This window comes from Nonomuraea terrae, assembly GCF_044465245.1.
GTDB classification, from domain to species: Bacteria; Actinomycetota; Actinomycetes; order Streptosporangiales; family Streptosporangiaceae; genus Nonomuraea; species Nonomuraea terrae.
On record NZ_JBITLL010000007.1, the window covers coordinates 828321 to 852838 of the forward strand.

Sequence of the window (24518 nt, forward strand, 5' to 3'; positions counted from 1 at the left end):
TGCGACATGTTGTCAGTTCTTGGCGTACTGTCAAGCGAATTCGTAGCAATTTGATATCTTCACCACGAAATCCCTTGTCGAGATGCATTCGCTCTGTAAGAGTCGCGGCATCTCGGCCCGCCTCGCGAGTGATCGAGCTCGCCGAGGTCATCCCTGGACATCGCACCATGGTCATACGACCGACAAAGGAGGGCGAATGACCACCCGTCTGCAGAACTACATCAACGGCGAGTTCGTTGACGCGAAGAGCGGGAAATTCTCCGACATCGTCGATCCGTGCACGGGCGAGCCGTACATCCAGGCTCCCGTCTCGGGTCCCGAGGACGTCGACGCCGCTTTCGCCGCCGCGGCCGCCGCGTTCGAGTCGTGGGGCCGGACCACTCCTGGTGAGCGGGCCAACCTGTTGCTCAAGGTCGCCGACGCGATCGACGCGCGGGCCGACGAGATCAACGAGGCCGAGTGCCTCAACACCGGCAAGCCCCGCGCCCGCATGGCCGAGGACGAGACCCCGATCGCCGCCGACCACTTCCGGTTCTTCGCCGGCGCCGCGCGCACGCTGGAGGGCCCGACGGCCGGCGAGTTCATGGCCGACCACACCAGCGTCATCCGGCACGAGCCGATCGGCGTCGTGGGCCAGGTCACGCCGTGGAACTACCCGATGATGATGGCGGTCTGGAAGATCGCCCCGGCGCTCGCGGCCGGCAACACGATCGTGCTCAAGCCCTCCGACACCACCCCGGTCTCCACCCTCAAGATGGCCGAGATCCTCGGCGAGGTGCTGCCCGCGGGCGTCTTCAACGTCGTCACCGGCGACCGCGAGACCGGCGCCCTGGTCGTGAGCCACCCGACGGCCGCGATGGTGGCCATCACCGGCTCGGTCGGCGCGGGCATGTCGGTGGCCAGGAGCGCCGCCGACGACCTCAAGCGGGTGCACCTGGAGCTCGGCGGCAAGGCGCCGGTCGTGGTGTTCGACGACGTGAAGGACCTGCGCAGGGCCGCCGCCGACATCGCCGTCGCCGGTCTCTACAACGCCGGCCAGGACTGCACGGCCGCCTGCCGTGTGCTGGTCCAGGAGAGCGCGCACGACGCGTTCGTGGCCGCCCTCACCGAGGCCGCCGCGGGCACCGTCACCGGCGGCCTGGACAACGAGGACGCCCTCTACGGCCCGCTCAACAACGAGAACCAGCTGGCCCGCGTCCAGGGCTTCATCGAGCGGGCGCCCGCGCACGCCAAGGTGCTCACCGGCGGCCACCGCGTCGGCGACAAGGGCTACTTCTTCGCCCCGACCGTCGTCGACGGGCTGCGCCAGGACGACGAGATGGTGCAGAACGAGGTCTTCGGCCCCGTGATCACCGTCCAGACGTTCACCGACGAGGCCGACGCGATCGCCAAGGCCAACGACGTGCGCTACGGCCTGGCGAGCTCGGTGTGGACCTCCGACCACGGCCGCGCCATGCGTGTGTCGAACCGGCTCGACTTCGGGGTGGTCTGGGTCAACACGCACATCCCGTTCGTCTCGGAGATGCCGCACGGCGGCTTCAAGCACTCCGGGTACGGCAAGGACCTGTCGGTGTTCGGTCTGCATGACTACACCAGGGTCAAGCACGTCATGCACTACATCGGCGAATAGCAAGGACGAATCCTGGAATGACCGGGCTGAGTGCGATTGAGCTTGAGGACGTCGTCAAGGAGTATCTCTCGCATGGCGAGGTCGTCCAGGCGGTCAAGGGTGTGACGCTGGACATCGCCGAGGGGGAGTTCTTCTCCCTCCTCGGCCCGTCCGGTTGCGGCAAGACCACGACGATGCGCATGGTCGCCGGCTTCGAGCAGCCCACGAAGGGGCTGGTCAAGCTGCACGGCCAGGACGTCACGAACGTCCCGCCGAACAGACGTGACGTCAACATGGTCTTCCAGTCCTACGCGCTCTTCCCGCACATGAGCGTCTGGGACAACGTGGCCTTCGGGCTCAAGCAGAAGAGGACCCCGGCCGACGAGATCAGGCGGCGGGTCGGCGAGATGCTGGAGATCGTCGACCTCACCGGCAGGGAGAAGCGCCGGCCGCGCGAGATGTCCGGCGGCCAGCAGCAGCGCGTGGCGCTGGCCAGGGCCCTGGTCAACCGGCCGCGCGCGCTGCTGCTGGACGAGCCGCTCGGCGCGCTCGACCTGAAGCTGCGCCAGGCCATGCAGATCGAGCTCAAGCGCATCCAGCGCGAGGTCGGCATCACGTTCGTGTACGTCACGCACGACCAGGGCGAGGCGCTGACCATGAGCGACCGGATCGCCGTCATGAACGACGGGCTGGTCGAGCAGCTGGCCGACCCGCGTGAGATCTACGAGCGCCCCGCCACGGCGTTCGTGGCCGGGTTCATCGGCACCTCCAACCTGCTCACGGGCGCCGTGGCCGGCGGCGTCCTGAAGGTCGGTGGCGGCCGGGTGCTCGTGCCGGGCCACGACGGCGACGTGACGGTCACCGTACGGCCGGAGAAGATCACCATCGGCACGGAGGAGCCCGCTCCGGAGCTGAGCGGCGTGCGCGGCACCGTGGCCGAGGTCGTCTACCTGGGCACCTACAACAGCTACGCCGTGAATCTCGCCGACGGGGCCGACGGGACGGTCATCACGGTGTTCGAGCAGAACGCGCACGACGCGACGGCCACGGCGGAGCGGGGCGACTCCGTCTGGCTTTCCTGGCAGGCGCAGCATTCGTACGTGATTGGAAGTTGAGAGCACTCCATGAACCCCTTCATGCGTGGAATGACGCAGCCCCGCACCCGTCGTGACGTCTTCAGGCTCGCCGGCGCCTCCGCCGCCGGGCTCGCCCTGGCCGCCTGCGGCGTGCAGGGACAGAAGGCGGCGCCGCCGAAGGCCGACGCCGTGGCCGACTTCTGGGCCAAGCAGAAGAAGAACGGCAAGGTCGTCTTCGCCAACTGGCCCGAGTACATGCCCGAGGACAAGGGGCCGCTGGAGAAGTTCAAGGCCGACACCGGCATCGCGTACGAGTACAAGGAGGTCATCCAGGAGAACGCGGAGTTCTTCGGCAAGGCCGACCCCGTGCTGCGCGCCGGGCAGTCACTGGGCTACGACATCGTCGTCATGACGAACGGCATCCAGCTCCAGCACATGATCGACCTCGGCTACGCGGTGGCGCTCGACCACTCCAAGCTGCCGAACTTCCAGGCCAACGCCGGGCAGAAGTACAAGGAACGCGCCTACGACCCCGGAAACACGTACACGGTGCCCTACACCTCCGGCGTGACCGGGATCGCGTACAACACCGATTACGTCAAAGACGACATCACCAGTATCGAGGCGTTGTTCGATCAGAAGTACAAAGGGCGGGTCGGCATGATGGCCGACGCTCAGGAGATCGCCAATTTCGGCATGATCGCTCTCGGCATCGACCCGGAGAAGTCGAGTGAGGCGGACTGGCAGAAGGCCGGGGAGAAGCTGAAGGCGCAACGCGATGCCGGAATTGTACGGAAATATTATGATCAGTCGTATATCGACGCCGTGTCGAAGGGCGACATCTGGCTGAGCATGGCGTGGTCCGGCGACGTGTTCCAGCGGCAGCTCGCCGGCGAGCCCGTCAAGTTCGTGGTCCCGGCCGAGGGCGGCACGATCTGGACCGACAACATGCTCATCCCCAAGGGCGCCGCCAACCCGCTCGACGCGCTCATGTTGATGGACTACCTCTACCAGCCGGCCATCGCCGCCGAGCTGGACGAGTTCATCCAGTACGTCACCCCGGTCCCCGCCGTGCAGGACCTGCTGCGGGAGAAGGCGGAGCAGGCCAAGGGCGAGGAGAAGCAGACCCTCGACGACATGGTGAACAGCCCGCTCATGTTCCCCAGCGACGCCGACTACGCCAAGCTGCGCAGCTACACCCCGCTCACCACCCAGCAGGAGCAGGTGTTCAACCCGATCTTCCAGTCGATCACCCAGGCGTGACGATGAGGCGGCTGACCCCCTACCTGCTCGCGCTGCCGGGCTGGATGTGGCTGGCGATCTTCCTGGTCGTGCCCATGGCCGCGATGGCGTCGGTGTCGCTGCAGACCGGGAACGCGATCGACGGCTTCGCCATGACGTTCAGCTTCTCCAACTACGGCGACGCGCTGAGCACGTACAGCACCCAGCTGCTGCGCTCCCTGCTGTACGGCGGGCTCGCCACCGTGGCCATGCTGCTGATCGGCTACCCGGTCGCGTACTGGATCGCCTTCAGGGGCGGCCGGCGCAAGTCGATGTACCTGTTCCTGCTGCTGCTGCCGTTCTTCGTGTCGTTCGTGCTGCGGACGATCTCGTGGAACTTCCTGCTGGCCGACAACGGCATCCTGTTCGGCACGCTGAAGGACTGGGGGCTGCTGCCCGAGGGCTTCCACGTGCTGGCCACGACGTTCGCGGTGGTGGGCGGGCTGACGTACAACTTCCTGCCGTTCATGATCCTGCCGATCTACGTGGCGCTGGAGCGGGTGGACCCGCGGGTGGTGGAGGCGGCGCAGGACCTGTACGCGACCCGGGCGGCGGCCTTCCGGCGGGTGGTGCTGCCCCTGTCGCTGCCGGGGGTGTTCGCCGGGGTGCTGATGACGTTCGTGCCGGCCACGGCCGACCCGGTCAACGCGCAGATCCTCGGGGGCACGTCGAACACGATGATCGGCAACATCATCCAGACCGAGTACCTGACGAACCTCGACTATCCGACTGCCTCGGCGCTGTCGTTCACGCTGATGGCGATCCTGCTGGTCGGCATCTTCGTCTACGCCAAGGCGCTCGGTACGGAGAACGTGCTCGAGGCGGCGGCCCGATGAGGACCCGCGGTCGGCTCGGCGACCGGCTGCTGCACGCCTACACCTGGCTCATCATCGCCTGGCTGTCGTCGCCGATCGCCGTGATGATCCTGTTCGGCTTCAACGACAAGCAGAGCAAGTCCAACACCACCTGGCAGGGCTTCACCCTGCGCTGGTACGCCGAGCTCTTCGACGTCTCCGACCTGACCGTGGCGCTGCGCAACTCGCTGGTGATCGCCCTGGTCAGCACCGTGATCACGGTCGTCATCGGCACCATGCTGGGCCTCGCGCTCGGCCGCCACCGCTTCCGCGGCAGCGGCGCGACGAATTTTCTGGTCTTCGCCGCGATCTCCACGCCCGAGCTGGTCATGGGCGCCTCGCTGCTGTCGCTGTTCGTCTCGGGCAACGTGCCGCGCGACGCGAACACGATCATCGTCGCCCACGTGCTGTTCTCGCTGTCGTTCGTGGTCGTCACGGTGCGGGCGCGGGTCGTCGGCCTGGATCCGTCGATGGAGGAGGCCGCCAGGGACCTCGGCGCGTCGGCGTGGGGCACGTTCCGGCAGGTGACGCTGCCGTCGATCCTGCCGGGTGTGCTGGCGGGGGCCATGTTGTCGTTCGCGCTGTCGATCGACGACTACGTGGTGACGAGCTTCGTCAACGGCTCTACCGTGACGTTCCCGCTGTGGATCGTCGGCGCCGTCAAGACGGGCATCCCGCCGCAGGTCAACGTCATGGGTACGTTGATCTTCGGCATCGGCGTGCTGATCGCGATCGCCAACGCGGTCGCGGCCCGCCGCCGCGCCTGAGCATTCTCGTCACCGAACTCTCGTAGGGAAGTGGGATGTGTGGATCCGCTGAAGGCGCTGGCTGACGCGGAGCGCAAGCCGTACTGGCTGGACAGCCCGGCCAGACCCGAGCCGCGGGAGCGGCTCACCGGACGGACCGCCGCCGACCTGGTCGTGGTGGGGGGCGGGTTCTCGGGGCTGTGGACGGCCCTGATGGCCAAGGAACGCGACCCCTCGCTGGACGTCGTCCTGCTCGAAGGACGCAGGATCGGCTGGGCGGCCACCGGCCGCAACGGCGGGTTCTGCATGGCGACCCTCACCCACGGCCTGGCCAACGGCCTGGAGCGGTGGCCGGACGAGATCGACCGGCTGGAACGCATGGGCGTGGCGAACCTCGACGAGATCGAGCGCACGCTGGAGCGCTACGGGATCGACTGCTCGTTCGAGCGGACCGGCGAGCTGCACGTCGCCACCGAGCCCTGGCAGGTGGACGCGCTGGGCGAGCACCACGACGTCATCTCCGAGCTGGGGCTCGACTACCTGCCGCTGGACCGCGAGCAGGTGCGGGCCGAGGTCGACTCGCCGACCTACCTCGGCGGGCTCTGGGAGCGCAGCGGCTGCGCCATGTTGGATCCGGCGCGGCTGGCGTGGGGGCTGCGGGAGGCGTGCCTGCGCCTCGGCGTACGCGTCCACGAGCGCAGCCCGGTCCGCGCGCTGCACGACGACGGCACGCTGCTCACGCTGGGGACGCCGCACGGCTCGGTGGCCGCCCGCCGTGTGGCGCTGGGCACCGGGGTCTTCCCGCCGCTGCTGCGCCGGCTCAAGCACTACGTCGTCCCCGTGTACGACTACGCGCTGATGACCGAACCGCTGACCGCCGACCGGCTCGCCTCCGTGGGCTGGCGCAACCGGCAGGGCGTGGGCGACTCGGGCAACCAGTTCCACTACTACCGGCTGACCGACGACAACCGCATCCTGTGGGGCGGCTACGACGCCGTCTACTACAACGGCGGCCTGGTCAAACCGGAGTACGACCAGCGCGACGAGACGTTCGTCAGGCTGGCGGAGCACTTCTACGACACCTTCCCGCAGCTCGACGGCGTGCGTTTCACCCACCGCTGGGGCGGCGTGATCGACACCTGCAGCCGCTTCAGCGCCTTCTACGGCCGGGCGCACGGCGGCCGGCTCGCCTACGCCCTCGGCTACACCGGCATGGGCGTCGGTGCCACCCGCTTCGGTGCGAACGTCATGCTCGACCTGCTGGCCGGCGAGCGCACCGAACGCACCGAGCTGCGCATGGTGAAGGAGAAGCCGATCCCGTTCCCGCCCGAGCCGGTGCGCTCCGGGGTGATCCAGTTCACCCGCTGGTCGATCGCCCAGGCCGACCAGCACCAGGGCAGGCGCAACCTGTGGCTGCGCGCGCTCGACCGGATGGGGCTGGGCTTCGACACGTAGTTCGGCTGGGCTCAGACTGGTGGGCATGAGAATCGAGTTCACCGCCGACGGCCTCACCCTCGCCGGGGATCTGCGGGTGCCCGAGGGTGTGGGGCCGTGGCCGGGGCTGGTCTTCACGGGGCCGTTCACCGGCGTCCGCGACCAGGTCACCGGTCCGTACGCCGCCCGGCTGGCCGAGCGCGGTTACGTCACGCTCTCCTTCGACCACCGCTCCTGGGGCGAGTCGGAGGGTGAGCCGCGCCGGCAGGAGGATCCGCAGGGCAAGCTGCACGACCTGCGGGCCGCGGTGTCGTTCCTGCGCGGGCGGCCCGAGGTCGACGCCGAGCGGATCGGGGCGGTCGGCATCTGCCTCGGTGGCGGGTACGCGCTGAAGTTCGCCGCCTTCGATCCGCGGGTGAAGGCGTTCGCGGGGATCGCCGGGGCGTACAACAACCCGTACGCGATGCGGTCGGGCACGGACTACCAGGCGGCGCTGGCGTCGTACACGGAGGTGCTGGAGCGGCAGGACCACGGCGGGCCGGTCGAGTACATGCCGGTCGTCGCGGAGCAGGGCGAGGCGGCGATGCCGGGGGACGAGCCGTACGCGTACTACGGGACGGATCGGGGCGCCTCGCCGCTCTGGCAGAACGAGGTGACCCGGGTCAGCGTGCGGGAGCTGCTGACGATGGACAACATGATGGGCGCCGACTTCCTGTCGCCGAAGCCGGCGCTGATCGTCCACGGGGTGATCGACCGGTTCTGCTCGCCTGAGGGGGCCGAGGAGGCGTTCAGACGGCTCGACCAGCCGAAGAAGATCGTCTGGGTGGACGCCAAACAGCACATCGACCTCTACGACCGCGAGCCGTACGTCACGGAGGCCGTGGACGCGACCGCCGACTTCCTGGGCGAGCACTTGTGACGGCAAGGGGACGCTGAAGGTATGTCCAGGAAAGCTCCGAGTGTGATGCGCCCGGGGTGATGGCCGGGAATGTTCCGTACGACCACCGATGGGAGGTGGCACGTGCGGACGATGTGGACGGCCTGGCTGGGCCTGGCGCTCGTGGCGGGGTGCGGGGCGGAGCCCGTTCCGGTGAAGCCCGCCGCGGTGCGGGCGCCGGTGAAGGCAGCACGCTGTTTCCTGAAATATCCGGATGTACGGGCGGGGCATGCCGCGCGCGCCCGGCTCGAACGCGACATCGCCCACTACGTCGGCGACCGTCCCGGCCGGATCGTCTACGCCGCGGTGGACCTGGTCAGCGGGGTCTCGCTGGGCCAGGGCCGGCACGACGGCGACCTGATCACCGCGAGCGGCGCCAAGGTGGACATCCTCGCGGCGCTGCTCCAGCGCCGCGACGGCCGGCTCGACGAGCACGAACGCGACCTGGCCTCCCGCATGATCACGGAGAGCGACAACAGCGCGGCCGACGCGCTCTGGTCGAGGGTCGGCGGCGGCGCGGCCATGGGCGACTTCTACCGCAGGATCGGGCTGAGGGAGACCACGCCCGGGCCGAGCAGCTACTGGGGCGGCACCAAGACCAGCCCCGCCGACCGCATCCGGCTGATGAAGGTGCTGGTCAAGGGCGGCAAGGGGCTGTCGTCCGCCGACCGGGCGCTGCTGCTCGGGCTGATGGAGCAGGTGCGCCGGGAGCAGGCGTGGGGCGTCAGCGCGGCCGCCCGGCCCGGTGACCGGGTGGCGCTGAAGAACGGGTGGACGCCGCGGCCGTTCGTCCAGAACACCTGGGCGGTGACGAGCTACGGCCGCGTCGTCGGACCGGGGCGGGACCTGCTGCTGGCGGTCCAGACCGACCGCCAGCCAGGGGAGGGGACGGGCATCCAGACCATCGAGGGCATCGCCCGCCTGATCGGCTCGCGCCTCGACTCCCTCATCCCGACCATCTCTCGCCCCTGCCCCACCAAACCCACCTTCTGACAGGAGTCCCTGGAAGAGCCGGTGCCCGCGTGACGGGCCCCGGAAGGGGGAGACGTCGCCAAGAACTGTCCTGGAAGCGGTGAGACGCCGCACCCAGCTGCGGTGCGGCGTTTCGGGGTGGCGTCAGGAGTGGACGCGGGTGAGGACCTCCTCGGGGATGACCTTGGGGACGCCGCGCAGGCCCGCCAGGGCGATCAGCGCCACCACCGCCAGGACGCCGGCCGTGACGAACGAGGTCAGGTGCACGCCTTCCAGGAAGGCCAGCTGCGCCGCGTGGACGAGGTCGGCGGCCTGGCCGGCGGGCAGGGTCGAGGCCGTGCTGACCGCCCCGGCGAGGGACTCCCGGGCCGCCTCGGCCGGCACCCCGGCCGGCAGCTCCAGGTTCGCCCGGTACGCGCTGGTCAGCACCGTGCCGAGGATCGCGATGCCGAGCGCCGCGCCCAGCTCGAACGCCGTCTCCGACACCGCGGCCGCCGCCCCGGCCCGCTCGGGGGGCGCGGTGGCCAGCACGTTGTCGTTGTTGACCGTGAAGGCGAACCCGATGCCGATGCCGCCGATCACCATGGCGGGCACCAGCGTGATGTAGGTCACCTCGGTGCCGAGCGTCGTGTACCACAGGAACGCGCCCGCGTTCATGGCCAGCCCCAGGGCGACCACGCCGTTCCTGCCGAGCGGCTGGATCAGCTTGGCGGCCAGCACGCCGCCAACCGCGCCGGCCAGACCACCGGGCAGCTGGGCGAGCCCCGCCTGCAGCGGCGACCAGCCGAGCACGAGCTGCAGGTACCAGGCGAACATCAGCATCATGGCCGACATCGCGAAGATCGCCAGCAGGTTCGTCAGGATGGACGCGCTGAACGCCCGCCGCCGGAAGAGCCGTACGTCGATCAGCGGTTCGGCCAGCCGCGTCTGCCGCCACACGAACGTCGCGAGCAGCGCGATCCCGGCCACGCCCGCGGCCACCACGTCGGCGTGCTCCAGGCCCTTGTGCGCCATCTCCTTGATCGCGTAGACGACTGCCACGATGCCGGCGAACGACAGCACCACGCTGAGCAGGTCGATCCGTCCCGCGTTCGGGTTGCTCGACTCCGGCAGCACCAGGAAGCCGCCGACGACCACGAGCGCCATGATCGGCACGTTGATCAGGAAGACCGACCCCCACCAGAAGTGGTCGAGCATCAGGCCGCCGACCACCGGGCCGACCGCGAAGCCCGCCGCGCTCATGCCGCTCCAGATGCCCACGGCCGCCGTCCGCTCGCCGGGGTCGGTGAAGACGTTGCGGACGATCGACAGCGTCGAGGGCATGATCGTGGCGGCGGCCACGCCCAGCAGCGCCCGCGCGGCGATCAGCAGCTCGGCGCTCGGCGCGTACGCGGTGATCACGGACGCCGCCCCGAACGCCGCCGCGCCGATCAGCAGCAGGCGCTTGCGGCCGATGCGGTCGCCGACGTTGCCCATGGTGATGAGCAGGCCGGCCAGCGCGAAGCCGTACATGTCGCCGATCCACAACAGCTGGGTGGAGCTGGCGCCGAGGTCGCCCACCAGGCTCGGCAGGGCCAGGTGCAGCACCGTGAGGTCCAGCGAGAGCAGGAGCGTGGCCACGCAGGCGATCGCGAGGCAGGACCATTTGTTCGTCATACGGCTCACTGTCGCCGGGACGGCTGACGGAGGGCCTACCGCTCGCTGACCGACCCGCTGACCGCCGCCAGACCGGCCGCGATGCGGGCGCGGGTGTCCACGGTGCTGTACCACTCCTCGGGACACACCTCGCGGGCCCGGGTCAGGAAGACGCGCGCCTCGTCGAGGTCGCTCCGGAACAGCGCCACCTCGCCCATGCCGAGCTCGGCCCAGGCCAGCATCTCCATCGAGCCGTTGCGCCGCGACAGGTCCCCCGCGAGCGCGTAGTCGGCCCGCGCGGCCTCCACGTCGCCGAGGTGGAACAGGATGTCGGCCCTGCGGCACAGGTTCTCGGCGATGTCGGTCTTGGATCCCAGCTCCCGCGCCAGCGTCAACGCCTCGTCGATCAGCGCGTACGCGCCGCGGTAGTCGCCCTGCTCCTGCCGCAGCGCACCGAGCCCCGACAGCACCAGCACCGCGCCCCACCGCTCGCCGATGGCCCGGAAGTGGTCCAGGCTGTGCCCGAAGTACTCCAGCGCCTCGTCCATGCGGCCCAGCGTCTGGAGCACGAACGCCGCTCCGGTGTAGGACAGCGCCCGCTGCCACGGGCTGAGGCTCGGCGCGACGCTCATGATCTCGTCGATGGCCTGCTCGAAGTCGGGGGGCGGGCCGGTCATCAACGACAGCAGCATCATCAGGAACTCCATCCGGGAGGGCACGTAGCTCCAGCCCAGCACGTCGCGCAGCTCCACCACCCGCGCGCGCAGCCCCTCGTCGTCGGCTCCCACCCAGGCCGCCACGAGCACGCACAGGGCGTACTCCTCCTCCATGCCGGGCAGCTGCCCGGGGCCGAGCGCGTCGAGCAGGGCGGCGGCCAGGTTGGCGCTCGTGACGCGGTGACCGCGCATCCACCAGTAGCAGGCGCTGCAGGCCACCAGCCGCAGCCCCAGCTCCGGCTGCCCGGACTCGGCGGCCCAGCGGGTGGCCGCGACCAGGTCGTCGCCCTCCTCGTCGAGCAGTGCCAGCCACTCCAGCTGGTCGGCGGTGCGCAGCCGGCTGTCGGCGGTCTCCACCAGGTCGAGGTAGTAGTCGGCGTGCGCCTGCCGGACGGCGTCCTGCTTGCCCGACTCGGCCAGTCGTTCGGCGCAGAAGGCCCGGATCGTCTCCAGCATCCGGAAACGGCCGGCCACGAACTCGACCAGCGACTTCTCCACCAGCGAGAACAGCACGTCCTCGGGCAGCCCGCACACCCGCTCGGCGGCACCGGGCCGGGCGCCGCCGGCGAACACGGTCAGCCGCATGGCGGCCTGCTGCTCGCTGTCGTCCAGCAGGTCCCAGCTCCAGGCGACGACCGCGCGCAACGTCTGGTGACGCGGCAGCGCCGTACGGCTGCCGCGGGTGAGCAGCCGGAACCGGTCGTCCAGCCGCGCCGCCACGTCGGCGAGCGACAGCGTGCGCAGCCGGGCCGCGGCCAGCTCGATGGCCAGCGGCAGCCCGTCGAGCGCCCGGCAGATGCGCACGACCTGCGCCGCGTTGCCGGCGTCCACGGTGAAGCCGGGCCGGACGGCGGCGGCGCGGTCGGCGAACAGCCGCACGGCCGCGTAGTCGAGCGGGTCGTCCGTGTCCACCGGCGGCAGCCGCAGCGGCGCCACGGGCAGGATCGACTCGCCGGTGATGCCGAGCGCCTCGCGCCCGGTCGCCAGCACGCGCAGACCGGGGCAGGCGGCCAGCAGGTGGTCGCTCAGGTCGGCGGCGGCCTCGACGAGGTGCTCGCAGTTGTCCAGGACGAGCAGCAGCCTGCGGTCGGCGAGCGCGGTGACGAGCCTGGTCAGCGGGTCGACGGCCGGGCGTTCGGCGTGCAGCAGCGCGTCGCGGATGTCGAGCGCGGCCAGCACCGCCCGCGGCACGCCGGAGGCGTCGGAGACCGGGGCGAGCGGCACGAAGCACACGTCGCCGGGCTCCTGATCGGCCGCCTCGTTCGCGAGGCGGGTCTTGCCCGCGCCGCCGGGACCGATCAGGGTCACGAGCCGGTTGTCGCGGAGCCGGGCGCGTACCTGGTCGAGCTCCTCGGTGCGGCCCACGAAGCTGGTGAGCTGGGCGCGCAGACCCTGCCTGACCGGGCCTGCCGCGCTCGGCGCGGGCGCCCCCAGCGCGGGGTCGGCGCGTAGGACGGCCAGGTGGGCGGCGGCCAGCTCGGGGCCCGGCTCGACGCCCAGCTCCTCGTCGAGCAGCTTCCTGGCCTGGTCGTAGACGGTCAGCGCCTCGGCCTGGCGGCCGCTGCCGTACAGGGCGCGCATGAGCTGGGCGGTCAGCCGCTCGCGCAGCGGGTGGGCGGCGGTGAGCTGGCGCAGCTCGGCCACCAGGTCGCGGTGCCGGCCGAGATCCAGGTCCGCCTGCACACGGTCCTCGGTGGCGGCCAGCCGCAGCTCCTCCAGCGCAGCCGCGGCGGCCTCGGCGTGCGGGGCGTCGGCCAGCGGCGTGCCGCGCCACAGGTCGAGCGCCTCGCGCAGCAGCGCGGCGGCCCGCTCCGGGTCGCCGCCGGTCAGCGCCTGCCGGCCGGCCCGGGCCAGCAGCTCGAACCGGCGGGCGTCGACGTCCTGCGGGTCGGCGACCAGGCGGTAACCGGCCGGGTGGAACTCCACCAGGTCCCTGCCCAGCGCCCGGCGCAGCCGCGACACCTGCGACTGCAGCGCGTTGGCCACACCGTCGGGGGGATCGGCGCCGTACATGCCGTCGATGAGTTGCTCGGCGCCGACGACGCGGCCCGCGTGCAGGGCGAGCAGCGTCAGCAGGGCGCGTACCCGGGGGCCGCCGAGCGCGATCGGCTCGCCGTCCTCGCCCAGCGCGGCGGTGGGTCCGAGGATCTGGAAGCGCATGCCTCGATTATCGCGGCAAGCTCGCCACGATCTGTGTATATGTCGGGATGGATGGTGGTTGCTCGCCTCGGAGTGCCAGCACGGTGGCCGCGGCCTCCCTGAGCGCGGCCCGGTAGAGCAGCGACCCGGTGCTCACCCGGGCCACCCCCGCCTGCGCGAGCTGCGCGAGCGTGGGGCCGCCCGGCTGGTGGAGCACGTTGAGCGGCAGCGGCGTGCTCGCCGCCACCTCCGCGATCTCGTCCGGATCGGTCAGGGCCGGGACGAAGATCCCGTCGGCGTGGCCGTACGCGCGCACCCGTTCCCGCGTGTCACCCGTCCGCAGCCAGCACGTGTCGGTACGGGCGTTCACGAACACGCCGTGCCCCATGGCGGCCTCGATGATGCGCTGCTGCAGGCCGATCGGGCGCAGGGTGCCGTCGGGGCGGCCGTCCTCCAGGTTCACGCCCGCGACGCCCAGCGCGGCCAGGCAGGCGACCAGGTCGGACACCTCGGCCGGGTCGTCGCTGAATCCGCCCTCGATGTCCACCGTGATCAGGACCCCCAGGGACACGATGGATTCGGCCAGCTCGATCGTCTCGGCCCTGGTCGCCCCGGCCGCGTCCGGCTTGCCGTGCACGGCGGCCACGCCGAGACTGGTCGTGCCGATCGCCGGGAAGCCCTGCGCGGCCAGGTACGCGGCCGAGCCGTAGTCCCAGGCGTTGGGCAGCAGCAGCGGGTCGCCAGGGCGGTGCAGATCGCGGAAGCTCATCGCAGCAGTCCTTCCAGGACACCGGCGGCCAGGGCGAGCGCGTGGTGCGGGGCGGGGCAGGGGCGAACGCCCGAGCCGAAGGTCAGGTACGGTGCCCGGCCGCGCGCGAGGTCGAAGCGTTCCGGGTCGGGGAACACGTCGGGGTCGCGGTTGACGGCCACCAGGTCGATCGTCACCTCGTCGCCGGTGCGGGTGTCGAGCCTGCGGGTGGCCTTGAGCGGCGGGTCGTGCCGCAGCGTCTCGTGCAGCAGCGCCTCGACGTCGCCGTCCCAGCCGGGGGCGTCGCCGGCCAGGCCGTTCGCGGCGGCGCCGGCGAGGACGTTCCCGATCAGGCCGTCGGCGGTGGCGCGGGTGTGGGTGAGGGCGTTCTCGATCAGGGCTTCCGTGGCGGTGTGGGCCTGCAGCAGCAGCGTGATCACCGGGAGGTCCGCCTGCCCGAGCAGCTCGGCGACGGCGGCGTCGGCCTGCGGGCTCTCCTCGCCCGACAGGTACCCGGCCGCGGCGGCGGGCACGGCGGCGGGCACGGCGGCGGTTTCCTCGACACCGAGCGCGGCTCCCAGCACGGCCACGGGGACACCCCGCCAGTTCCCGTCCCGTTCCCTGGTCATGGCCCTGGCCGCCTGGCGCAGCCCGGCCGGGTCGACCTCGTCCAGCAGGGCGACGAGCAGGCGCCGCCGTTCGGCGTGCTCCTGGCCGGTGCTGAACCGCGACACCCGGGCGCGCAACCAGGCCAGCGTCCCCTCGGCGCCGTCGGCGCGTACGGGCGGCGGAACGTATCGGGCGTCGGCCAGGACGGCCACCGCTTCGGCATGACGTGTGACAGGCATGCGCCCACGGTAGGGCGGAGTCCTTTCGCCGCCGGTCGAAGCATGTCAGGCGGCCAGCTGCCGCGGTTCGGCTTCTTCGCTCGTCTCCACCGCGGACGCGGTCGCGGCGGCGGGCCGCAGTCCGGCGGCGGCGAGGGCCATCGCCAGGATCACTGCCATGTCCGCCACCACCACGGCCCGCTCCAGCAGCCCGTAGTAGGCGCCCCCGTTCACGAACGAGGAGGTGAACGAGGCCGGGTGGGCCACCAGGTACACCGCCAGCGTCATCCCCGCGGCCACGCTCAGCGCGCGCACCGCGTTCCAGCCGGGCGCGCCGGCCCGCCCACGGGCCAGCATCCAGCCCGCGACCGGCAGCGAGGTGAACACCACGGCCGCCGCCCAGCGGTGGATCTCGCCGGACACCGTGTCGAGCTGCGACCCGTTCGGGTCGGTCGGGAAGATGGCGCTCATGACCAGCCCCGCGGCCCCGGCCAGCAGCAGCACCCGTGTGGCCGCCGTACGCGCCGGGTCCGTCACGGCCAGCCCGTACGCCAGCCACAGGCACGCCCCCGCGAGCGCCAGCATCCCGGCGATCACGGGCGCGAGTCCGCCCGGGACCAGCGCGTAGTGGCTGAGCAGCACCTGCGCGGGCAGCGCGGTCTCCGCGTACGCCAGCGCCCCCGCCGACGCCACCGTGGCCGCCACGCTGAGCCGGGCGCATCCCCGAGGCGTCATCGGGCCACCTCGTCGTAGATCTCCTCGAAGCGGGCGAGCGACGCCTGGTGGTCGTGGGTGAGCGCGAGCTCCCTGCTGGCCTTGCCGAAGCGGGCGCGCAGGCCGTCGTCGGCGAGGATGGCGGTCAGGTGGCGGGCCAGCGAGACCACGTCGCCCGGCTGGAACAGGTAGCCGTTGTCGTCGACCAGGTGGGGCAGTGCCATGGCGTCGGCGGCGACCACGGGCAGGCCGCTGGCCATCGCCTCCAGGGTCGCGATGCTCTGCAGCTCGGCGACGCCCGGCATGGCGAAGACGTCGGCGGCGGCGAACGCCTGCGGCATGCTCTCGTCCGGGACGAACCCGAGGAAGAACACCCGGTCGCCGACGCCGATGCGCCGGGCCAGCCGTTCGAGCTCGGTGCGCTGGTTGCCCTTGCCGACGAGCGCCACCTGCGCGTCGGTCTCGTTCAGCACCAGCGGCAGGGCGCGGACCAGCTCGTCGATGCGCTTCTCCTCGTCCAGGCGGCCGACGAACAGCATGGTGGGCCGGTCGGGCAGCCCGAAGAGCCTGCGCGCCCACGCCTTCGGCTCGGTGTGCGGGTGGAAGCGGGCCAGGTCGATGCCGCAGGAGATCGGCTCGACCTCACGGGTGAAACCCTGTTCGGCGAGGAGCCGGGCGGCCAGCGGTGTGGGCGTGGTGACGCGGTCGGTGCGGTTGAAGACACGGCCGAAGTCACGCCAGGCCAGCCGGCCGGCCTGCCTGCGCAGCCGTTCGGGGATGTGGCCGAACTGGAAGAGGTTGTCGGGCATGAAGTGGTTGGTCGCCACGACCGGCACACCGGCGCGGCGGGCGGCGGCGATGGCGGAGCGGCCGACGACGAAGTGGCCCTGGGTGTGCAGCACGTCGGGGCCGATGCTCGCCACCAGCCGGTCCAGGCGGGTCGGCACGGTGAAGCGCATGGTGGGGTGGACGAGCAGCGGCGCCGAGCGCAGGCGGTGCACGATGACGCCGTCCACCACGTCGGCGCTGGCGGGGCCGACGTCGGACTGGCACACCACGTGCACCTCGTTGCCGCGCGCGGCCAGGCCGGTGGCCAGGCGGTGGGTGAAGTACGCGGCGCCGTTCACGTCGGGCGGGTAGGTGTCGGACGAGATCAGGATCCGCCGCGGCCGCTCGGGGACGGCGGCGGGGGCGGTGGGGGAGACGTCGGGGGCGGTGCGCAGGGGCATGGCCATGGCGTTGAACTCCGGTTTCACTGTGGCTTGGGGACGAGCCATTGACACGGTCAGAAGTGGTCGGATGGGGTCAGGGCGGGGCGGATGGGGTCAGGGCGGGTTTCCAGCGGGCTGGACCTGGCCAGCGCCACGGTGCCCGCGGCGGTCAGCGCGGCCGCCACGACCGGCAGGACGCCGGTCGGCAGTGGCTCGCCCAGCAGCAGCGCCCCGAACGCCACCGCGGTCAGCGGGTCGGCGATCTGCAGCGCGGCGAACGAGACGCCGAAGTGTCCGACGGCGTAGGCGCGCTGGAGCATCACCAGCGCCAGCAGCGCGGGGACCGGCAGCGCCAGCAGGTACCACCAGTTCCAGGCGCCGTCCACCAGCACCCGCATGAGCGTCGCGGTGGCGCCGTACAGGACGCCTGAGCTGGTGGCCAGCAGCGTCGCCCGGCCCGCGGCCGAGGCGGCGAGGGAGCCGGCCCACAGCAGCGCCGCCGCGGCACCGGACACGCCCAGCAGCGTGACCACACCGGCCGGATCGAGACGAGTGGGACCGTCGTGCTCCGGGACGAGCAGCACCAGGCCGATCAGCCCCGCCGCCACGACCCCGGCCGCCGCCAGCTCCGCCCGCGCCGGCCTGCGGCCGTGCAGCGTGGCGGCGATCGGCAGCGCGAACAGCAGACTGGCCACGCCCATCGGCTGCACGATGGTCAGCGGGCCCAGCCCGAGCGCCACGATGTGCAGACCGCCACCCGCCACAATGGAGGCGCCGCCGAGCAGCCAGCGCGGCCTGCGCAGCAGCGCCAGCAGCCCGGGCCGGGCGGTGCCGGACGCCTCGAACTGCTGCAGCGCGGCCCCGAGCGCGAAGAACAACGAACCGACCAAGGCGATCACCGCGGCCAGCACAGTCATGCGCACTCCCTTCAGACGGATGGTCGCCAGGCAGGGTCAAACGGACGTGTCCGCAGGAAGGCCGGCCGGGGAAGCGTTGATGGCGCGCCGCTTCCTGATCCACCGCACGACCTCCACCACGACGGTGACGGACACCGCGATGCCGAAGCCCAGCAGCAGGCCCTTGATCGGGTCGTTCTCGAACGCCATCCCGCCGAAGAAGCCGATCAGCCCCGAGTACACGCCCCACGAGACGGCCGCGACGGCGTCGAAGAAGGTGAACGAGCGCAGCGGATGCCGTACGGCGCCCATGGTCAGGGTGGTCGCGGTGCGGCCGCCCGGGATGTAGCGGGCCACGACCAGCACGAGCCCTCCGCGTACGGCGAGGGCGTCGCGTGCCCAGACGAACGCCTTCCTCTCGCGGAGCCTGCCCCCGGCCCGGCTGCCGATCAGGTAGGAGATGTGGTCCCCGGTGAACGCGCCCAGCGACGCCACCAGGATGACCAGGGCGAGGTTCGGCTCGCCGGTCGCCGCGAACACACCTGCGGTGATCACCGACGTCTCCGCCGGCACGACGGGGAAGAACCCGTCGAGCAGCGCCAGCGCGAACAGCGCCAGGTACAGCCACGGCGACGACATCGCCTGCTCGACGAAGTCGAGGATGGCGTGTGACATAAAGGTGTACTCCGATCCATTTGGGCACCCACACAGCGTCTCGGTGCGGGAGGTCCGGGGGCATCGGGGATGCCCCCGGTCGAACGCGGCCCTTCCCCTGACGCGGGTCAGGGCCGGTACCCCATGACGCTAGAAACCCCGCAGGTCACGGCACATCGGACGATCGGCACGCAACACCCCCTACTTTCGTCAGGGGCGGTGCCGCGACCTCCGGATGACACCTTCGATCCAACCCATCCGCACCGTCGGACACAGCAGTGGAGATGGGCGTTTTCGAGGTGGGGCCAGCCCTACCGCGACGGTGGCTCCCGCCCCACCCCGACTTTCGTCAGGGGTGCTCCCTGACCTCCGGGGGGACCGGCCGGGCGGGCGCGGCGGATAACGTCAGGGCGTGCACGCTCTTCGCCGTCTTCGCCGGGAGAGCCGCCGCCACGTGGTCTACGACCTGCTGTTGTGGGTGGCGCTCGGCGTCTTCATCGCCGCCATGGGGCCCGACCCGTTCAGGGACCCCGCCGGGTTCGCCATGGTGACCGTGCCGCGGATGGGGCTCGCCGCGGTGGCGGTGCTCGTCGGCCGGCCCTTCCCGCTGGCGGCGCTGGTGCTGCTGCTGCCGCTCGGGCCGTGGCAGTTCAGCGAGGGGTTCGCGACCGTCGACCTGAGCTGGCTGCTGCCCCGGCGCAACGTCAAGATCCTCCCGCTGCTCGCGACGTCGCCGTACATCATGTGGTACGCCTACCTCACCGGGCGGCGGCTGGCCCGGGCGTGGCCGGCGCCGGCGGCGTTCGGGATGATCTCGCTGGTCGGCGTGGCTGCGGTGCTGGCGCAGGGCCGCGACCTCGCCCTGTGGGTGTCCATGGGCACGGCGATCGTCGGCACCTACCTGGTGCCGTACCTGCTGGGGCTGCTGCGCAGGCTGCTGCTGCAGCAGCGGCGACAGACCCGGCTGTCGGTCGAGGCGCAGGCCAGGATGCGGGAGCGGGCCAGGATCGCGCGCGACATGCACGACTCGCTCGGCCACGACCTCGCGCTGATCGCGGTCCGGGCGGCGGGGCTGGAACTGGCCCCTGGCCTGGCTCCCGAGCAGGTCAAGGCGGCGGGGGAGCTGCGCGAGGCGGCGGCCGACGCCACCGAACGGCTCCGCGAGATCATCGGGCTGCTGCGCGAGGAGTCGGACGCGGCGCCGCTGTCGCCGGTCGGCGAGGACGTCGCCGAACTCGTACGCCGTGCCCGCGACTCCGGCATGTCGATCACCCTCGACCTGTCCCCGGGCCCGGTGCCCGGCCTGGTCAGACCCGTCGTCCAGGAGGCGCTCACGAACGCGGCCAAACACGCGCCGGGCGCCGCCGTCGAGATCTCGGTCTCACCGGACAGAATCCGCGTCCGCAACGGCCCGCCCCGCACCCGCCCCACGGCCCGCCCCGGCGGCCTCGGCCTGGCCGGCCTGCGCGAACGAGTCCGCCTGGCCGGCGGCACCCTGACCGCGACTCCCTTGCCGGACGGCTTCGACCTCAACGTCACCATCCCGACCGACCGATACCCGCCGACGGTTGATCCCCATTCGGGGGGAAAGAACGCGCCCGGGGCGGCCAGGCTGGGGGGATGAGCCGGACGAGAGCCCGCCGAGCCGCCGCGACCGTCGCGGTGGCGGCCACGTTGCCCTACCTCGCGTTGAAGATCTGCTGGCTGGCCGGCAGCTCGATCGGCGTCACCGATCCTGACCTCATGGGTGAGCCCACGATGGTCGGCCTCAACGCGATGACCTTCGGCATGGAGGTCGTCGGGCTCCTGCTCGCCCTGGCGTTCGCCACCCGTCCGGGTATGCGGCTGCCCGCCTGGCTGGTGCTCCTGCCGCTGTGGGTGGGCACGGGCCTGCTGGCGGTGGTGGTCGTGGGCGCACCGGTCGTCATGGCGACCGCGCAGAGCTCCGCCCTCGGCGGCAGCCCCATCGAGCCATGGGTCTACCTGCTGGTCTACGGCGGTTTCATGACACAGGGCGTGAGCCTCATGACCGCGTTCGCCCTCTACGCCCGCGAACGGTGGCCGGACGTCTTCACCACGGCGACCGCCCTGCCGTTCACGAGCCCGACCCGCTCGTTGCAGACGGTCGTCGCACGGGGCTGCCTGCTGGTCGCCGTGCCGGTCGGCGGGATCAGGCTGGGGTCGGCGGCGGATGGCGGGCCCGTTCATGAAGGGCTCAGGGGCCTGCTCGCGATCGCGGGAGCCGTGGCGTTCGCCGCTCTCGTCGCGCGGCGTGGACGCGGCCCGTTCTGGCGCCCGCTCGTGGTGGCCTGGCTGGGCTCGGGCTCGCTGTTCGCCTGGGGCCTCTACGCCATGATCGTCACTCTCGCGCAGGGGCCTCTCGGCGGGGGCATGACCGGCGTGGCGGCCCTGGTGGAGCTGTTCGGCCTGCTGACGGGGCTGGTCATGGGGATGTGCGGGGCGTTCCTGCTGGCCGAACGGTCAGGCGTACGCGACCTGCAGCCGCCGCAGGAGCCGCTTGAAGGCGATGATCGAGAAGGCGATCGCCGTGCCGCTGATGACGGCCACCGCTGACGTACGCTGCAGCATGTACGCGCCGAGCGAGCCGTCCAGATACTGGTAGACGGCCAGGAAGATGCTCAGCGTGGAGTTCGTCAGCAGCACGAACGCCCACAGCAGGGTGATCCTGGCGAAGAACCGGCGTACCCGCTCGTGCTTGAGCACCGCGGACGGCAGGTGGATGTAGTCGAGCGTCAGCTTCTGCACGATCGGCCGGTTGAGCCGGACGGAGGCCAGGAACGCGATGCTGATGCAGATCGTGCCCATCTCCGGCTGGATGAAGAACCACATCCAGGTGCCGGTCCACAGGGCCACGATCGTTCTCACCGTGATCGCGAACACGGCCAGGTACATCGTGGCGGGCACCTTGATCTTCCTGACCAGCCGCCATGCCACGCCGAGGTAGACCCAGGCGGCGGTCACGACGAGCGCCCACTGGTCGCCGAGGACGGCCAGGGCCAGGTAGAACACGGCGAGCGGCGCGACGACGGCTTCCAGCAGCTTGGGAGCCGCCTGCCGGGCGAGCGCGGTGAGGCGTGGAAGGGTGACTGGAGGATGGTTCAACATTGCTCCGCAGTTCGGCCGACGATCGGCGACTACCCGAGGTTCGAAGAGCAAGGCTTTCCGGATGGTCCGCTCGATGTCACCAGAGCGTCATCACCGCCGTCCCGGGAAGTGCCGGTGGCCTACCGTACTCGAGGCCCGGTGGTGCGGCTGCCGTGTCAGACGCGTTCGGTCTGTGTTTGAACCTCAGCCGAGTGACGCGGTGGCGAGCTTGGCGCCGAAGCCGACGAAGACGGCGCCGACGCCCGAGGTCAGCCCCGCGCTGAGCCGCCGGTAGCGGCGGAACTGGCCGGCCAGGAACGTCCCGCCGAAGATCAGCGCGGTCAGATAGAGGAAGCTGAAGACATGGACGACGGCGCCCAGGATGAGGAACGACAGCGCCGGCGTGGCGTAGCCCGGGTCCACGAACTGCACGAAGAACGAGACGAAGAACAGGATCGCCTTCGGGTTGAGCAGGCTGATCGTCAGGGCCTTGCGGAACGGCCGCACGCTCTCCTCGGGCGGCTCCGCCGTCTCCACGGAGGTGGCGCGCCGGCTCTTCCAGGCGCCGCGGATCATCTGGAAGCCGGTCCACGCCAGGTAGGCGGCGCCGGCGTACTTGACGATCGTGAACAGCACCGGATGGGTCCGCAGCAGCGACGCGGCGCCGGCGGCGGACAGGAACATGAGCACCGCGTCGCCGACGAAGACCCCCGCCGCGGCCCGGTAACCCTGGCGGACGCCGTTGCGGGCGGCGTGGGACAGCACGAACAACGAGTTGGGCCCGGGCAGCAGGATGACCAGGAAGGCGCCGATCAGGTAGGCCCAGAAGTCCGTGATGCCGAAGAACATGCTTCTCCCCATGCCAAATTGCGACATGTAACGGTATATCAGGGCGACCGGCCCGAGGTCACCCGGCATTACCTATTGACGGTGTAGGGAATTGGCCGGAGTGTGGAGAGATGACGTTCTGGACTCCGGATCCCACGTTCTATCCCTCCCCGAGGGACGCCGCGAGCGCCCCGGAGGAGAAGCTGGCCTACGTCGCCGCCTTCGACAGGGCCGCCGCCCGGCCGGACGCGCTGGCCGTCATCGACACCGACCCGTCCTCGCCCGCCTACGGCACGGTCGTCGGCTGGACGGACCTGCCCGGCACCGGCGACGAGCTGCACCACTTCGGGTGGAACGCCTGCAGCAGCGCCCTGTGCCCGAACGCGCCGCACCCCCACGTCGAGCGCCGCTACCTCGTCGTGCCCGGCCTGCGCTCCTCGCGCATCCACATCTACGACACCAAGGACCGCCTCAGCCCCGAGCTGGTCAAGGTCGTCGACGCGGAGGAGCTGGCCCGGCGCGCCGGTTACTCGCGCCCGCACACCGTCCACTGCGGCCCGGAGGGCCTGTACGTCTCCGCGCTCGGCGGCGCCGACGGCCGCGACGGGCCCGGCGGGATCGCGGTGCTCGACCACACCTCGTTCGAGGTGGTGGGGCAGTGGGAGCTCGACCGGGGCCCGCAGTACCTCGCCTACGACTTCTGGTGGCACATCAACCAGGACATCATGATCACCTCGGAGTGGGGCACGCCGTCCATGGTCGAGGACGGCGTCGTCGGCGAGCTCCTGCTCGGCCGCAAGTACGGCCACAAGCTGCACTTCTGGGACCTGCGCAAGCGCACCCACCTGCAGGAGGCGGACCTCGGCGACGCGCACCAGATGCCGCTGGAGCTGCGCCCCGCCCACGACCCCACCCGCCTGTACGGCTTCGTCGGCGTCGTGACCAGCGTCGAGGACCTGTCGGCCTCGGTCTGGGTCTGGTTCCACGAGGACGGCCGCTGGCAGGTGTGCAAGGTCATCTCCATCCCGGCCGAACCGGCCGACCCCGGCCTGCTGCCGCCGGTGCTCAAACCGTTCGGCGCGGTGCCGCCGCTGGTGACCGACATCGCGCTGTCGGTGGACGACACCCGCCTGTACGTCTCCTGCTGGGGCACCGGCGAGCTCAAGCAGTACGACGTGTCGGATCCGTACCAGCCGGTCGAGCTGGGCTCGTTGCGGGTGGGCGGCATCGTCCGGCGGACGCCGCACCCCGCCGAGCCGTCGCTCCCGCTGGCGGGCGGCCCGCAGATGGTCGAGGTCAGTCGCGACGGCCGCCGCGTCTACCTCACCAACTCCCTGTACGGCTCCTGGGACGACCAGTTCTACCCCGACGGCGTGGGCGCCTGGATGGCCAAGATCGACGCGGAGTCGTTCACCTTCGACACCCGCTTCTTCCCGCACGGCGACGCCTTCCGCGGCCTGCGCCCCCACCAGGTGAGGCTGCAGGGCGGCGATGCCTCCTCCGACTCGTACTGCTTCCCGTGACCCTCGCGGCGGTGCTGCTGCTGGGCGCCTTCCACGGGCTCAACCCCGCCATGGGGTGGCTCTTCGCCGTGGCCCGCGGCCTGCAGGAACGCAGCATCGACCGGCTGCTGCAGTCGATCCCGATGATCGCCCTGGGGCACCTCGCCTCGGTGGCCCTGGTGGCGCTCGTGGTCGCGGCCACCGGGTCGGTGGTGACCGGGACCGTGCTCGCGGTGGGCGGCGGGGTGGTGCTGGTGGCGTTCGGGCTGTGGCGGTTGCTGTCGAAACGGCACTTCCGGTGGGTGGGCATGCGGCTGTCGCTGTGGCAGCTGACCTGTTGGTCGTTCCTGATGTCGTCGGCGCACGGGGCGGGCCTGATGCTGATCCCGGTCTTCACCGGCCTGCGGACGGAGGGGCACCCGGGGCACGCCGTTTCGGGCGGGCTGGGCGTGGCGCTCTACCACACGCTGGCCATGTTCGCGGTGGCCGGGACGGTCGCGGTGGTCGTCTACAAGGTGGCCGGGCTGACGGTCCTGCGGCGCGCCTGGTTCAACGTCGACCGAATGTGGGCGGTGGCCCTCGTGGCCGCCGGTGCCGTCACGCTGGTCTCGGCCGTGTGACAGGCGGTCACGCT

At 71.3% G+C, this 24518-nt stretch carries 22 protein-coding genes; 12 read left to right on the forward strand and 10 right to left on the reverse strand.

Annotated features, from left to right (window positions below; all coding sequences use genetic code 11):
- The first annotated feature begins 196 nt into the window (after positions 1-196).
- The 8 genes from ACIBP6_RS37980 (at position 197) to ACIBP6_RS38015 (ending at position 8930) form a co-directional block, all read left to right on the forward strand.
- Positions 197-1630: a gamma-aminobutyraldehyde dehydrogenase gene (locus ACIBP6_RS37980; RefSeq protein ID WP_397058871.1), complete on the forward strand. Its 1434-nt coding sequence runs from the start codon at positions 197-199 to the stop codon at positions 1628-1630.
- A gap of 17 nt (positions 1631-1647) precedes the next feature.
- Positions 1648-2724: an ABC transporter ATP-binding protein gene (locus ACIBP6_RS37985; protein WP_397058872.1), complete on the forward strand. Its 1077-nt coding sequence runs from the start codon at positions 1648-1650 to the stop codon at positions 2722-2724.
- A 21-nt stretch (positions 2725-2745) separates the two neighbouring features.
- Positions 2746-3948: a spermidine/putrescine ABC transporter substrate-binding protein gene (locus ACIBP6_RS37990; protein ID WP_397058874.1), complete on the forward strand. Its 1203-nt coding sequence runs from the start codon at positions 2746-2748 to the stop codon at positions 3946-3948.
- Positions 3949-3950: 2 nt separating this feature from the next.
- A complete protein-coding gene (locus ACIBP6_RS37995) occupies positions 3951-4802 on the forward strand; it encodes an ABC transporter permease (RefSeq protein WP_111182287.1) in 852 nt (283 codons plus the stop codon).
- The gene (locus tag ACIBP6_RS38000) at positions 4799-5587 is read left to right on the forward strand and encodes an ABC transporter permease (protein WP_397058876.1); all 789 of its coding nucleotides are present in this window, start codon (positions 4799-4801) and stop codon (positions 5585-5587) included. The genes ACIBP6_RS37995 and ACIBP6_RS38000 overlap by 4 nt, the downstream gene beginning before the upstream one ends.
- A 39-nt stretch (positions 5588-5626) precedes the next feature.
- A complete protein-coding gene (locus tag ACIBP6_RS38005) occupies positions 5627-7021 on the forward strand; it encodes an NAD(P)/FAD-dependent oxidoreductase (RefSeq protein ID WP_397058877.1) in 1395 nt (464 codons plus the stop codon).
- 25 nt (positions 7022-7046) lie between these two features.
- Positions 7047-7919, forward strand: a complete 873-nt coding sequence (locus ACIBP6_RS38010) for an alpha/beta hydrolase (protein ID WP_397058879.1) — start codon at positions 7047-7049, stop codon at positions 7917-7919.
- A gap of 111 nt (positions 7920-8030) precedes the next feature.
- Positions 8031-8930 carry a serine hydrolase gene (locus ACIBP6_RS38015; RefSeq protein WP_397058952.1) on the forward strand — a complete coding sequence of 300 codons (900 nt, stop codon included), beginning with the start codon at positions 8031-8033 and terminating at the stop codon, positions 8928-8930.
- A gap of 123 nt (positions 8931-9053) precedes the next feature.
- Here the strand turns inward: ACIBP6_RS38015 and ACIBP6_RS38020 are convergent, their stop codons facing one another.
- Genes ACIBP6_RS38020 through ACIBP6_RS38055 form a run of 8 tightly spaced genes read right to left on the reverse strand, consistent with a single transcriptional unit; the run spans position 9054 to position 18470 of the window.
- Positions 9054-10565 carry a DHA2 family efflux MFS transporter permease subunit gene (locus tag ACIBP6_RS38020; protein WP_397058881.1) on the reverse strand — a complete coding sequence of 504 codons (1512 nt, stop codon included), beginning with the start codon at positions 10563-10565 and terminating at the stop codon, positions 9054-9056.
- Positions 10566-10600: 35 nt separating this feature from the next.
- Positions 10601-13420: a BTAD domain-containing putative transcriptional regulator gene (locus ACIBP6_RS38025; RefSeq protein ID WP_397058883.1), complete on the reverse strand. Its 2820-nt coding sequence runs from the start codon at positions 13418-13420 to the stop codon at positions 10601-10603.
- Between the two features lie 7 nt (positions 13421-13427).
- Complete coding sequence (locus ACIBP6_RS38030) at positions 13428-14168, reverse strand: isocitrate lyase/phosphoenolpyruvate mutase family protein (protein WP_397058885.1); 741 nt, start codon at positions 14166-14168, stop codon at positions 13428-13430.
- On the reverse strand, positions 14165-14995 hold the full coding sequence (locus tag ACIBP6_RS38035) for a cytochrome P450 (protein WP_397058886.1): 831 nt from the start codon (positions 14993-14995) through the stop codon (positions 14165-14167). The genes ACIBP6_RS38030 and ACIBP6_RS38035 overlap by 4 nt, the downstream gene beginning before the upstream one ends.
- A 45-nt stretch (positions 14996-15040) precedes the next feature.
- Positions 15041-15709 (reverse strand): DUF998 domain-containing protein, encoded by a 669-nt coding sequence (locus tag ACIBP6_RS38040; protein WP_397058888.1) that lies wholly within the window; start codon positions 15707-15709, stop codon positions 15041-15043.
- Positions 15706-16923: a glycosyltransferase gene (locus tag ACIBP6_RS38045; RefSeq protein WP_397058889.1), complete on the reverse strand. Its 1218-nt coding sequence runs from the start codon at positions 16921-16923 to the stop codon at positions 15706-15708. The genes ACIBP6_RS38040 and ACIBP6_RS38045 overlap by 4 nt, the downstream gene beginning before the upstream one ends.
- A gap of 50 nt (positions 16924-16973) precedes the next feature.
- Complete coding sequence (locus ACIBP6_RS38050; RefSeq protein ID WP_397058891.1) at positions 16974-17816, reverse strand: DMT family transporter; 843 nt, start codon at positions 17814-17816, stop codon at positions 16974-16976.
- A 36-nt stretch (positions 17817-17852) separates the two neighbouring features.
- A complete protein-coding gene (locus tag ACIBP6_RS38055; protein WP_397058892.1) occupies positions 17853-18470 on the reverse strand; it encodes a DedA family protein in 618 nt (205 codons plus the stop codon).
- Between the two features lie 391 nt (positions 18471-18861).
- Between ACIBP6_RS38055 and ACIBP6_RS38060 the strand changes: the two genes are divergently transcribed.
- On the forward strand, positions 18862-20073 hold the full coding sequence (locus ACIBP6_RS38060) for a sensor histidine kinase (protein WP_397058894.1): 1212 nt from the start codon (positions 18862-18864) through the stop codon (positions 20071-20073).
- Positions 20070-21023, forward strand: a complete 954-nt coding sequence (locus ACIBP6_RS38065; RefSeq protein WP_397058895.1) for a hypothetical protein — start codon at positions 20070-20072, stop codon at positions 21021-21023. Before ACIBP6_RS38060 ends, ACIBP6_RS38065 begins: the two co-directional genes overlap by 4 nt.
- Here the strand turns inward: ACIBP6_RS38065 and ACIBP6_RS38070 are convergent.
- Together ACIBP6_RS38070 and leuE are read right to left on the reverse strand one after the other, a co-directional pair.
- Entirely contained in the window at positions 20931-21572 is a 642-nt protein-coding gene (locus tag ACIBP6_RS38070) for a VC0807 family protein (protein WP_397058897.1), read from the reverse strand. The two genes, ACIBP6_RS38065 and ACIBP6_RS38070, sit on opposite strands and share 93 nt — an antisense overlap.
- Positions 21573-21758: 186 nt before the next feature.
- Complete coding sequence (gene leuE / locus ACIBP6_RS38075; protein ID WP_397058899.1) at positions 21759-22403, reverse strand: leucine efflux protein LeuE; 645 nt, start codon at positions 22401-22403, stop codon at positions 21759-21761.
- 110 nt (positions 22404-22513) lie between these two features.
- Between leuE and ACIBP6_RS38080 the strand changes: the two genes are divergently transcribed.
- On the forward strand, positions 22514-23905 hold the full coding sequence (locus ACIBP6_RS38080; RefSeq protein ID WP_397058901.1) for a selenium-binding protein SBP56-related protein: 1392 nt from the start codon (positions 22514-22516) through the stop codon (positions 23903-23905).
- Positions 23902-24504 carry a hypothetical protein gene (locus ACIBP6_RS38085; protein WP_397058903.1) on the forward strand — a complete coding sequence of 201 codons (603 nt, stop codon included), beginning with the start codon at positions 23902-23904 and terminating at the stop codon, positions 24502-24504. Before ACIBP6_RS38080 ends, ACIBP6_RS38085 begins: the two co-directional genes overlap by 4 nt.
- Positions 24505-24518: the final 14 nt, after the last annotated feature.

What these genes read in the sequence shown, in the direction of transcription:
- ACIBP6_RS38000 (WP_397058876.1), top strand. Translation starts at nt 4,799, where the DNA reads ATGAGGACCCGCGGTCGGCTCGGCGACCGGCTGCTGCACGCCTACACC.
- ACIBP6_RS38035 (WP_397058886.1), bottom strand. Translation starts at nt 14,995, where the DNA reads ATGCCTGTCACACGTCATGCCGAAGCGGTGGCCGTCCTGGCCGACGCC.
- ACIBP6_RS38025 (WP_397058883.1), bottom strand. Translation starts at nt 13,420, where the DNA reads ATGCGCTTCCAGATCCTCGGACCCACCGCCGCGCTGGGCGAGGACGGC.
- ACIBP6_RS37985 (WP_397058872.1), top strand. Translation starts at nt 1,648, where the DNA reads ATGACCGGGCTGAGTGCGATTGAGCTTGAGGACGTCGTCAAGGAGTAT.
- ACIBP6_RS38015 (WP_397058952.1), top strand. Translation starts at nt 8,031, where the DNA reads ATGTGGACGGCCTGGCTGGGCCTGGCGCTCGTGGCGGGGTGCGGGGCG.
- ACIBP6_RS38030 (WP_397058885.1), bottom strand. Translation starts at nt 14,168, where the DNA reads ATGAGCTTCCGCGATCTGCACCGCCCTGGCGACCCGCTGCTGCTGCCC.
- ACIBP6_RS38040 (WP_397058888.1), bottom strand. Translation starts at nt 15,709, where the DNA reads ATGACGCCTCGGGGATGCGCCCGGCTCAGCGTGGCGGCCACGGTGGCG.
- leuE (WP_397058899.1), bottom strand. Translation starts at nt 22,403, where the DNA reads ATGTTCTTCGGCATCACGGACTTCTGGGCCTACCTGATCGGCGCCTTC.
- ACIBP6_RS37990 (WP_397058874.1), top strand. Translation starts at nt 2,746, where the DNA reads ATGCGTGGAATGACGCAGCCCCGCACCCGTCGTGACGTCTTCAGGCTC.
- ACIBP6_RS38065 (WP_397058895.1), top strand. Translation starts at nt 20,070, where the DNA reads ATGAGCCGGACGAGAGCCCGCCGAGCCGCCGCGACCGTCGCGGTGGCG.
- ACIBP6_RS38020 (WP_397058881.1), bottom strand. Translation starts at nt 10,565, where the DNA reads ATGACGAACAAATGGTCCTGCCTCGCGATCGCCTGCGTGGCCACGCTC.
- ACIBP6_RS38055 (WP_397058892.1), bottom strand. Translation starts at nt 18,470, where the DNA reads ATGTCACACGCCATCCTCGACTTCGTCGAGCAGGCGATGTCGTCGCCG.
- ACIBP6_RS38010 (WP_397058879.1), top strand. Translation starts at nt 7,047, where the DNA reads ATGAGAATCGAGTTCACCGCCGACGGCCTCACCCTCGCCGGGGATCTG.
- ACIBP6_RS37995 (WP_111182287.1), top strand. Translation starts at nt 3,951, where the DNA reads ATGAGGCGGCTGACCCCCTACCTGCTCGCGCTGCCGGGCTGGATGTGG.
- ACIBP6_RS38045 (WP_397058889.1), bottom strand. Translation starts at nt 16,923, where the DNA reads ATGGCCATGCCCCTGCGCACCGCCCCCGACGTCTCCCCCACCGCCCCC.
- ACIBP6_RS38080 (WP_397058901.1), top strand. Translation starts at nt 22,514, where the DNA reads ATGACGTTCTGGACTCCGGATCCCACGTTCTATCCCTCCCCGAGGGAC.
- ACIBP6_RS37980 (WP_397058871.1), top strand. Translation starts at nt 197, where the DNA reads ATGACCACCCGTCTGCAGAACTACATCAACGGCGAGTTCGTTGACGCG.
- ACIBP6_RS38050 (WP_397058891.1), bottom strand. Translation starts at nt 17,816, where the DNA reads ATGACTGTGCTGGCCGCGGTGATCGCCTTGGTCGGTTCGTTGTTCTTC.